Raw genomic sequence first — 8087 nt, forward strand, 5'->3', positions numbered from 1 at the left:
CAGCAGGAAGGTGTCGGCCAGCCGCCGACGCTCAAGAGGCGCCGCGCGGACAAAAGCGATCGATTCGCCGTTCTCCCGGACCGCGTGCATCTCCGAACGGAACTGCGCTTCAAGCCGCTGACGAACGACCTCGGCTCGCGTCAGCAGCGCTCCCACCCAATGCACCAGCAAGGTCATTGCCAGCGCAAAGCCAAAGGCGAGGTAGACCAGCAGGCCAGGGATGGGCTCCGTGATCCCGATCGCGGGCACGACCACCGGCGGCGAAAGCCGCCACAGCTGGGACGTGTAGAGAAACACACCGAACAGCGAGGCCAGGATCGACACGCCAATCAAGGTCAGCTTGTCGACAAACAGGTAGACGTCCTCCTGAATGCGCTGCTCTGGATAGTCGAGTTGCGCACGCCGCTCCAGGTGGAAGAAGCGGTTGGCGTTCATCCACCTGTCGAGCAGCGTCGTGGTCAACACGCGGCGCATGCGCATGCGCAGTGACAGGCGCGACCATGTGCCAATGGCAGCCAAGACCGTGGTCACGGCACCAAACATCAGGATCTTGGCGATGATGTCCGGGATGACTTCGGCATTCTTCGCGGCCAGCGCGTTGACCACGTCCGCGAAGGCCAACTGCATCTTCAAGAAGAAGGACATCGCCAGTCCGCTGTGAGCGAACTGATAGGCAATGAGCAGCAAGCCCATCAGCGGGTCGGCCTTGACGTATTGCACGACCAGCGAAGCGCCGTACCGAATGTCAGACCGCAACGACTTGCCACCGCTTTCCTGTGRCATTTCAGTCTTCACTGCATCGACTGCGGAAGGGTCTGTGATGGCGACGTCAGTCATGCTTTGCACCTTCTGCGATATGAGCCGTCATGCCGCGCTCGCTGCGGGGCGCCCGGCGTCCTCGATGAGCCTGCGCAGGCTATCCATCTGGAGGCGCAGCACACCGTCCGACTCCGACTGGGCTTGCTGCTTGGCGGCACTGATGCGCGCCTGCGTTTGCACCTGCATGAGCGTATGCACCGCGTGTTTGGCTTGCTGATCGCGCTCCAGCAGCGTTTCGGTGGGCAGTTGCGACGATTGAGGATCGCGATGGGCGCGGTTCAATTCACGAAGGCCGACCATCGACTGCATCAGGATGTCCCGGTCCTCGCTGGACAGGTAGGGAGCCAGCAGGAACTGGCTCAACTCCTTCATGAAGATCTGGAAGATCGGCACGAATTCAGGCGCGAGCCCGCGCGCCGGCCAAGCCAGGGATTCGACCAGTTCAGACACGGCGTAGCCCCAGGGATCGCCGGGATCCTCGGAGGCACGCAGCGCATCGGCACGCAGGCTGCGCCATTCCTTGGGCACCACTTGCACGCCGGACAGCTCGCGTTCCCACAAGTCGAGAATCCGCTCGGCGCATGCGCGAACGGCCGGTGACACGTGGGCCGACATGGCGAAATCGGGCGCCAAGACACTGCCGAGGAAGCTGTGCATGAAGCGCGGCACCACACCGCCCAGATCCGCGCCAACCGGAATGGCATCCAGCCACTCCATGGCGAATGCCAGGATGACCTCGCTACCCCGCATGGCAAGTCCGAAGGGCGCGTTCTCGTCCTCGCTGAACCCGGCGCCCGCATGGACCAGGCCTTCGCACAAGGCCCCCAGTTCGACCGGCAGGCCGGTGCGCTCGATGAACTCCTCCGGAACCTGCGTTTCAGCCAAGGTTCCCGACAGCGAGACCATCCCGCCATCCGTCCGCCATTTCAGATAGGCCAGCGGAAATACCTGTCCCTGGGCCCACCTGGCGCGAACCCGACCGACCATTTCCGCCTTGCGTGCCGGATCGCCGTGGAATGCGCAGTAATGCGTGGCGCCGCTCATGCCTGCCCGTCCTGATCGAGGAGCGCATCAAGCTCGCTGGCGAGGCGGGTGCGGCTGCGATCATGCAAAGTGGCCGTGGCCTCGCCACCTTTGGCCAGGACAAGATAGGGGATGCCTTGAACGTTGAACTTCTCAGCCAGCGCAGGGCATTCGTCGATGTTGACCTTGACGATCTTCARGCTTCCGTCGTACATCGGCGCCAAGGCCTCAAGTGTCGGCAGGAGGGTCATGCACGGACCGCACCAGGGTGCCCAGAAATCGATCAGGACGGGAATGTCGCTGCGCGCCACTTCGGCCTCGAAGTCCGCGTCACTGACGGGAGTTATTTGTGCAGTCATTGATCGAGCTCTTGCTGTGATGGGTGTGCCGGCGCGACATGGGGCATCTGGAGGCACGCCCCTGCGATGTGATCGCCTCGCACTTGCCTCGCCAGGCCGCCCGGATTCAAGAATGCTTTTCCTGCGCTCATGAAAGCTCCTCGCATGTCGCTTGACTGGCCATACGCGATAGGCAGATCACCTGGCCGCGTCAGTCAATCAAGCCGTTGTTTTCCGTTACGAGCATAAGGACCCGACTCGTTCGACGATTGCCCGACAGGACGCAGCTTTTTGCCTGACAGTGCAAACTTCAGGAAGCGGGAACAGGGCTTTATGACGTTGGTGTGGAAAGCCGCAGCGTCGGGCAGGCTTTCAAGCGCGGTGGTCCCGTGCGCGCCGTTTCTTGTTGAACCCAACGATGCCATTTGGCGCCCGCCGGGCTGAATGGATGAGTGAGCAGGTGCACGGCCAGGACGTCCACAAGTGGGCAACGGCGATGATGTTGCCGGTCGCACGCAAGCCCCTCGCCGCACGCTTGGCCTGCCGCCTGCCGCCTGCCGCCTGCCGCCGGGAATGGTGAGGCCCACGAGACGCCCGCCGCCGCGCTAAGCAGTAGGCGATACGACGTGGGCGTTCAGCCTGTGGCGGTTTGGCGGGCTTCGTGCTGCTGCTCAGGCCACAGCGCGATGCCGCCAGCCTGGCTCACCGTGCGCTCGAGGCCGAGGCCGAGGCGGAGGCAGCGCAGCGCCTGGGCGGCCTGCGCACTGCGGTTGCCGCTGCGGCAGAACAGCACCAGCGTGGTGTCGGACTCGGCAGCCGGCCAATCCGGGATCGCGTTGATGATCGAGGACAGCGACACCGCCTGGCGGCGCACCTGCTCGCCAAGTTGCGGCGCCATGCCCAGGCGATTCCATCCGGGCACCGCAGTCCATGGTCTGGTATTCGGTCGGCGCCAGGTCTCTTTCCAGGACGGCCTTGGCAGCTGCAAACGACTTGGCGTCCATGGTGCCGGTCAGGCACGAGGCCGAGAGGGGCTACCGTGCGATCTCGATCTTCAGCGTGCAGGCGTAGCGATCGGCATAGTCGTGGCCCGGCAGCAGCAATGTGTCGCGGCCGACGGCCGCCTCCAACTGCTTCAGCGACGGGCCGAATTTAGCGAACACCGGCGCGGTGGGCGCCAAACCGCGCCAGGGCGAGCCTCGTCGCGTGCGCGTGCTGTGCGAACTTCGAGATCGATGAACCTTGGCGCCGGTCGTAGTGCCGGCCGCCTACGTTGTCGCCAATGCGCCCGCGCCAGTTGTCGTGAGGTCAGCGACCGCTTGTCGGCGGTTAGCGTTAGTTCGAGCGAGGGCAATAAGCGGAAGCAAACGCTGCGGAACCGACCGTCAACCCTGGACTTGTACTTCGGCTTTGGGCGGCGGATTCAACCGGTCGGCGCAACACACTAACCACTGCTCAGGCAGAAGGAGTGTTGCAAATGAAGCACCGGACACGAACGTACTACACCGCCACCCAGAAGGCACTGATGTGGGAGCGTTGGAAGGACGGTTGGACGCTTCAGCAGATCGGCAAGCTGTTTGACCGGCCGCACACGTCGATTCAAGGCATCTTGTCGAAGACGGGTGGCATTCGACCGCCTGAGCGTCGACGTTGCGCAACCGCGTTGACTCTGGCGGAGAGAGAAGAGATCTCGCGTGCGCTGATGGCGGGGCAGTCGATGCGTTCGATCGCCGTTCAACTCGGCAGGGCGCCGTCGACGATCAGCCGGGAGATCTGTCGCAACGGCGGCCAGCACGGCTATCGGGCAACCTTGGCAGACCAGGCTGCATGGGAACGCGCTCTTCGACCGAAGCTCTGCAAACTGGCCAAGAGCCGGGCGCTGGCTGGCATCGTGGCGGACATGCTCCGGATGCTGTGGTCGCCAGAGCAAATCGCGGGCTGGCTCCAGCATACTTATCCGAACGACCAGAGCCTTCACGTGTCACACGAGACGATCTACCGCAGCCTGTTCATTCAAGCGCGTGGCGCCTTGAAGAAGGAGCTGCTGGAGCATCTGCGGCGCACGCGCGGCATGCGTCGCTCGCGTTCCTACACGCAGAAGACTGCGATCCATGGCCAGATCGTCGACGCGGTGTCGATCAGCGATCGACCCGCGTCAGTCGAGGACCGGGCGGTGCCTGGTCATTGGGAAGGAGACCTGGTCTTCGGCAGCGGCAACAGCCAGATCGCGACGCTGGTCGAGCGCCAGACGAGATACGTGATGCTGGTCAAGCTTGACGGCAAGGACTCGCCGACGGTCGTCAACGCGCTCATCAAGCATGCCCGCAAGCTGCCGCAGGAGCTCTACAAGTCGCTCACCTGGGATCGAGGAACCGAGATGCATGGGCACAAGCGATTCACCATGGCTACCGACATCAAGGTCTACTTCTGTGACCCGCAAAGTCCTTGGCAACGGGGCAGCAACGAGAACACCAATGGGCTGCTCAGGCAGTACATGCCGAAAGGCATCGACATCTCCGGCTACTCTCAGGCCAAGCTCAATTCGATCGCCAGACAATTGAACGAGAGGCCGCGCAAAACGCTCGGCTTCCAAACGCCCGCTGAGCGATTCAGCGAATGTGTTGCGTTGACCGGTTGAATCCGCCGCACATAGCTGCCCGCCGTCACGCAGCCGCGAATGGGAGCAATCAGCCAGCCTGGAGCTGTCGGCTGGCAGCCGCTTCGCAGCGGGTGCTGCCAGTCGTGGCCTGGTCACGAAAGCACGGTCACAGCTCCATAGCAGTCATCCGAGCGCTGAAACATTTGCAAGGCGCTCCAAGCGCATGTCCAGTTCCGGCCGCGGTAGCCGACGGGCCGCCACGCTGACCTGCCTCGACGCGGTCGCGCCTAGTCCGGTTCGCGGAGCAGGCAGCTGCGCCACACGTCTGGGGACGCAGCGCCGAAGCCGCCGTGCCACTGCTGGTCGCGCTGGTACACATTGCTCGCCCACCATCCTGTTGCGTTTCTTGGGCTGTTCCTGTTCCTCGGTATCACGCGGCCCTATGAACGGCATCAGAGCCCGCTGATCATGCCTTTGTGGACATGGGCTCAATCGCGAGATATTTACGCTCAGCTCATCGATGTGTCCGGACGTTCAGCCACTCGCCACTGCCGCCACCGAAGGTGAATCAGCATGGCTAAGGCGATGGAGAGGAACATGCTGGCGAAAGCCAGCCAAGCGTAGGGGCGCAGCGTGGGGATGCCGATGAGGACGAGGCCGTCGTTGGAGCCGGGAATCAATAGGCTGCCCCAGCCCATCAGCACGCCGCCTGTGAGGCAGCGCAGTACTTGAACGATCAGAGGCCGGGCCGAGCGCCAGCGACCGGCGGTGAGGCCGCCGAGCAGGGCGCCTGCATACAGCGCTAGGAACAGCAGCAGCGGCAACAGGCCTGGACCCTTTCGCGAGACACCACTCATGCGCGCCAGGTCTGCCAGCACGTCGGTATAGGCCCAGCTGCCGGCCAGCAGCAGCGTGACGACAAAGCTCGCGCCAATGACGATGGTGGCGGCGTGCGGGGACCATACCTTTTCGCCCAGCACCCGCAGGCGGCCCGGCTCCTTCAGTACGGCGAGGCCCGGCCACAGGCGCCAGCATACGTAACCAATGAACAGCGGAGCCAGCAAAGACGCAGGGCCTTCTATCGCTGAGGCGTGGGCCAGCGTCTGCGCGGCGGGGCGTGCGAAGAGGGGCTGCACGCTCAGGCAGCCGGCATAGAAGCCCAGCGGCGTGGCGGCGTAAGCCCAGTCTCCCGAACCCAGGCGGGCGATGGCGCCGAATACGCAGGCCTGGTTGACCCAGGCGCCTAGCCCGAGGAGCGCGCCGCCTGCGACCGTCCAGGCGTTGGACGCGAAACCGGGAGGCATGCTGCCAGCCAGGTGCATGAGCTGGCCGATCGCCAGGCCGCCTGCGACCCAGAGCGACGCCTCCAGCATGGCGGTCAGGCGATGGGCACGGCGGGCGGTGATGACCTCGTCCACTGCCGCCRCCATGCAGGTACCGCCGCGCTGGATGGCGAAGCCCATGGCGCCGACACAGAGCAAGGCCGTAAACCAGATGGCAGTCATCCTCTTTCCCGGTTTACACGTGCTCGACCACGCCCTCGATGGGGTCGGTGGGCTCGCGCCAGGGCGAGCGCTCGATCATGCGCAGCGTGTCGGCATAGCCGGCCTCGCGGCGCGCCTTGACGCCGGCCGGCGTGAAATCGATGTCCTTGGTGTGATCCTCGCCCTCCAGGCGGGGCGCCAGCAGGTGGGCCACGTGCATGGTGGTGCCGCAGCCCCAGGACGACAGCTCCTTGACGGTCGGGTCGGCCCGCTTGGACGCCGGCAATTGCTGCGTGAGTTGCCGGATGACGTGGCGCAGGCGGTGGATCTGCTTCTGCCGCGCGATGTGGCTGTCGGCGCGGCTGGCGAACTGGATGTCCTTTTGCCGGCCCATGACCTGCCAGATGGACTCGGGCTCGGGTGCCGTCTGGTGCCACACGTTGACGGCGAAGATCAGCGAGTCGCGACGGCGGCGGTCGTCCAGCACTGCCTCGATGGGTGTGTTGGAGTACAGGCCGCCATCCCAGTAGGGCTCGCCGTCGATGCGCACGGCCGGGAAAGCCGGCGGCAGCGCGCCGGAGGCCATTACGTGCTCGACGCACAGGGCCTCGTGCTCGCTGTCGAAATAGCGCATCGCGCCGGTGCAGGCGTTGACGGCGCCCACTGTCAGCCGTGTGGGGCCGTTCTGCACACCGGCGAAGTCGACCAGCTCGGCCAGCGTCTCGCGCAGCGGCTCGGTGCTGTAGTACGCGGCCGACTCCACGCCCACGTTGGCCCGCACACCGCGCAGCGCGGCCCTGCTGGGCTCGAAGAAGGCTGGGATGCCGCGCATCACCGTGGTCATGTTGGCGACCCAGTTGCCCATGCCCAGCCAGTCCAGCGGGCCGGCGGTGGTGACCGGCTGCTCGACGTGCTGCCAGAAGGCGTTGAGCCGCTCCATGCGGCGCTCGGGCGGATTGCCCGCGATGAGTGCGGCGTTGATGGCGCCGATGGAAGTGCCGATGACCCAGTCGGGCTCGATGCCAGCGTCATGCAGCGCCTGGTAGACCCCCACCTGATAGGCGCCCAGGGCACCGCCCCCCTGCAATACCAGCACCACTTGGCCGGGCAGGCCGTGCTGCTCCGATGGCGGTGCTGTGCGGGCTTTGCGAGCCTTGACGGTGGAGGTCGTGGTGGCGTTCATCGGGCGTCTCTTCTTGGGTTGCTGGACAGGGTCGTGGGCGGTGGCCGCGGCCTTACATCATCTTTTCCATGGTGGTCGGCTTCTTGTCGTTGACGACGTCGGCGATGGTCAGCTCCACCGGCGCCGCGCCGACGTTCTTCCACCAGTGCTTGGTGCCCAGGAACTCGCGCGCGATATCGCCGGCTTTGTGCAGGATGGGCACGCTGCACTTGCTGCTGTATTCGTAGATCTCGCCGCTGTTGACCATGATGAGCGCAGGCCGGTCCTCGTGGCTGTGCAGGGGCACGACGCCGCCGGGGGCGATGGTCATGTGGCGCATGCGCAGGCGGCGTTGATCGAGTTTGACGTTCTCCTTGGACAGGTCGATCGAGGCCAGCTCGGTGTCGGTCACGCCCACCGGGGCGGTGGCCGCGCCTTGCAGCGCGTTGGCGGCGAGCTTGTCGGCCGGGCATTCGCCGGCATGGGCGACGCCGGCGAAGGCGATTGCGGTGATGGCAATGAGGGTCAGTTTTTGCATGGGAGTTCTCCGTGGGGGTGGGTGGGCTGAGCCCGGGCTTACTGCGCCGTCCAGCCGCCTTCGATGGGCAGGATGGCGCCAGTGATGGAGGCGGCGTCGTCGGAACAAAGGAAGGCCGTAAGGG

At 65.0% G+C, this 8087-nt stretch carries 9 protein-coding genes; 1 reads left to right on the top strand and 8 read right to left on the bottom strand.

Annotated features, from left to right (window positions below; translation table 11 throughout):
- The 5 genes from ACXJKR_RS17890 to ACXJKR_RS17910 all read right to left on the bottom strand — a co-directional run.
- A partial coding sequence (locus tag ACXJKR_RS17890; protein ID WP_457323967.1) for an SbmA/BacA-like family transporter occupies positions 1-837 on the bottom strand: 837 nt, incomplete at its 3' end.
- A 27-nt stretch (positions 838-864) separates the two neighbouring features.
- Positions 865-1863 carry a hypothetical protein gene (locus tag ACXJKR_RS17895; RefSeq protein ID WP_457323968.1) on the bottom strand — a complete coding sequence of 333 codons (999 nt, stop codon included), beginning with the start codon at positions 1861-1863 and terminating at the stop codon, positions 865-867.
- Positions 1860-2201, bottom strand: a complete 342-nt coding sequence (locus ACXJKR_RS17900) for a thioredoxin family protein (protein ID WP_457323969.1) — start codon at positions 2199-2201, stop codon at positions 1860-1862. Before ACXJKR_RS17900 ends, ACXJKR_RS17895 begins: the two co-directional genes overlap by 4 nt.
- Positions 2202-2814: 613 nt before the next feature.
- Positions 2815-3078 carry a rhodanese-like domain-containing protein gene (locus tag ACXJKR_RS17905; protein ID WP_457323970.1) on the bottom strand — a complete coding sequence of 88 codons (264 nt, stop codon included), beginning with the start codon at positions 3076-3078 and terminating at the stop codon, positions 2815-2817.
- 136 nt (positions 3079-3214) lie between these two features.
- Complete coding sequence (locus tag ACXJKR_RS17910; RefSeq protein WP_457323971.1) at positions 3215-3343, bottom strand: hypothetical protein; 129 nt, start codon at positions 3341-3343, stop codon at positions 3215-3217.
- Positions 3344-3657: 314 nt separating this feature from the next.
- Between ACXJKR_RS17910 and ACXJKR_RS17915 the strand changes: the two genes are divergently transcribed.
- Positions 3658-4818, top strand: coding sequence for an IS30 family transposase (locus tag ACXJKR_RS17915; protein ID WP_457323972.1), 1161 nt, complete (start codon positions 3658-3660; stop codon positions 4816-4818).
- A gap of 470 nt (positions 4819-5288) precedes the next feature.
- Here the strand turns inward: ACXJKR_RS17915 and ACXJKR_RS17920 are convergent, their stop codons facing one another.
- The 3 genes from ACXJKR_RS17920 to ACXJKR_RS17930 are packed head-to-tail and all read right to left on the bottom strand — an operon-like array spanning position 5289 to position 7963.
- The gene (locus ACXJKR_RS17920) at positions 5289-6284 is read right to left on the bottom strand and encodes a YeeE/YedE thiosulfate transporter family protein (RefSeq protein WP_457323973.1); all 996 of its coding nucleotides are present in this window, start codon (positions 6282-6284) and stop codon (positions 5289-5291) included.
- A 13-nt stretch (positions 6285-6297) separates the two neighbouring features.
- Positions 6298-7446, bottom strand: coding sequence for a patatin-like phospholipase family protein (locus tag ACXJKR_RS17925; RefSeq protein WP_457323974.1), 1149 nt, complete (start codon positions 7444-7446; stop codon positions 6298-6300).
- 52 nt (positions 7447-7498) lie between these two features.
- Positions 7499-7963 carry a cupin domain-containing protein gene (locus tag ACXJKR_RS17930; RefSeq protein ID WP_457323975.1) on the bottom strand — a complete coding sequence of 155 codons (465 nt, stop codon included), beginning with the start codon at positions 7961-7963 and terminating at the stop codon, positions 7499-7501.
- Positions 7964-8087 lie beyond the last annotated feature (124 nt).

The sequence above is a fragment of the Roseateles sp. P5_E11 genome, from assembly GCF_054049355.1.

Bases quoted from the DNA above. Each gene is read 5' to 3' on its own strand.
- ACXJKR_RS17895 (WP_457323968.1), bottom strand. From the start codon at position 1,863: ATGAGCGGCGCCACGCATTACTGCGCATTCCACGGCGATCCGGCACGC.
- ACXJKR_RS17905 (WP_457323970.1), bottom strand. From the start codon at position 3,078: ATGGCGCCGCAACTTGGCGAGCAGGTGCGCCGCCAGGCGGTGTCGCTG.
- ACXJKR_RS17915 (WP_457323972.1), top strand. From the start codon at position 3,658: ATGAAGCACCGGACACGAACGTACTACACCGCCACCCAGAAGGCACTG.
- ACXJKR_RS17925 (WP_457323974.1), bottom strand. From the start codon at position 7,446: ATGAACGCCACCACGACCTCCACCGTCAAGGCTCGCAAAGCCCGCACA.
- ACXJKR_RS17930 (WP_457323975.1), bottom strand. From the start codon at position 7,963: ATGCAAAAACTGACCCTCATTGCCATCACCGCAATCGCCTTCGCCGGC.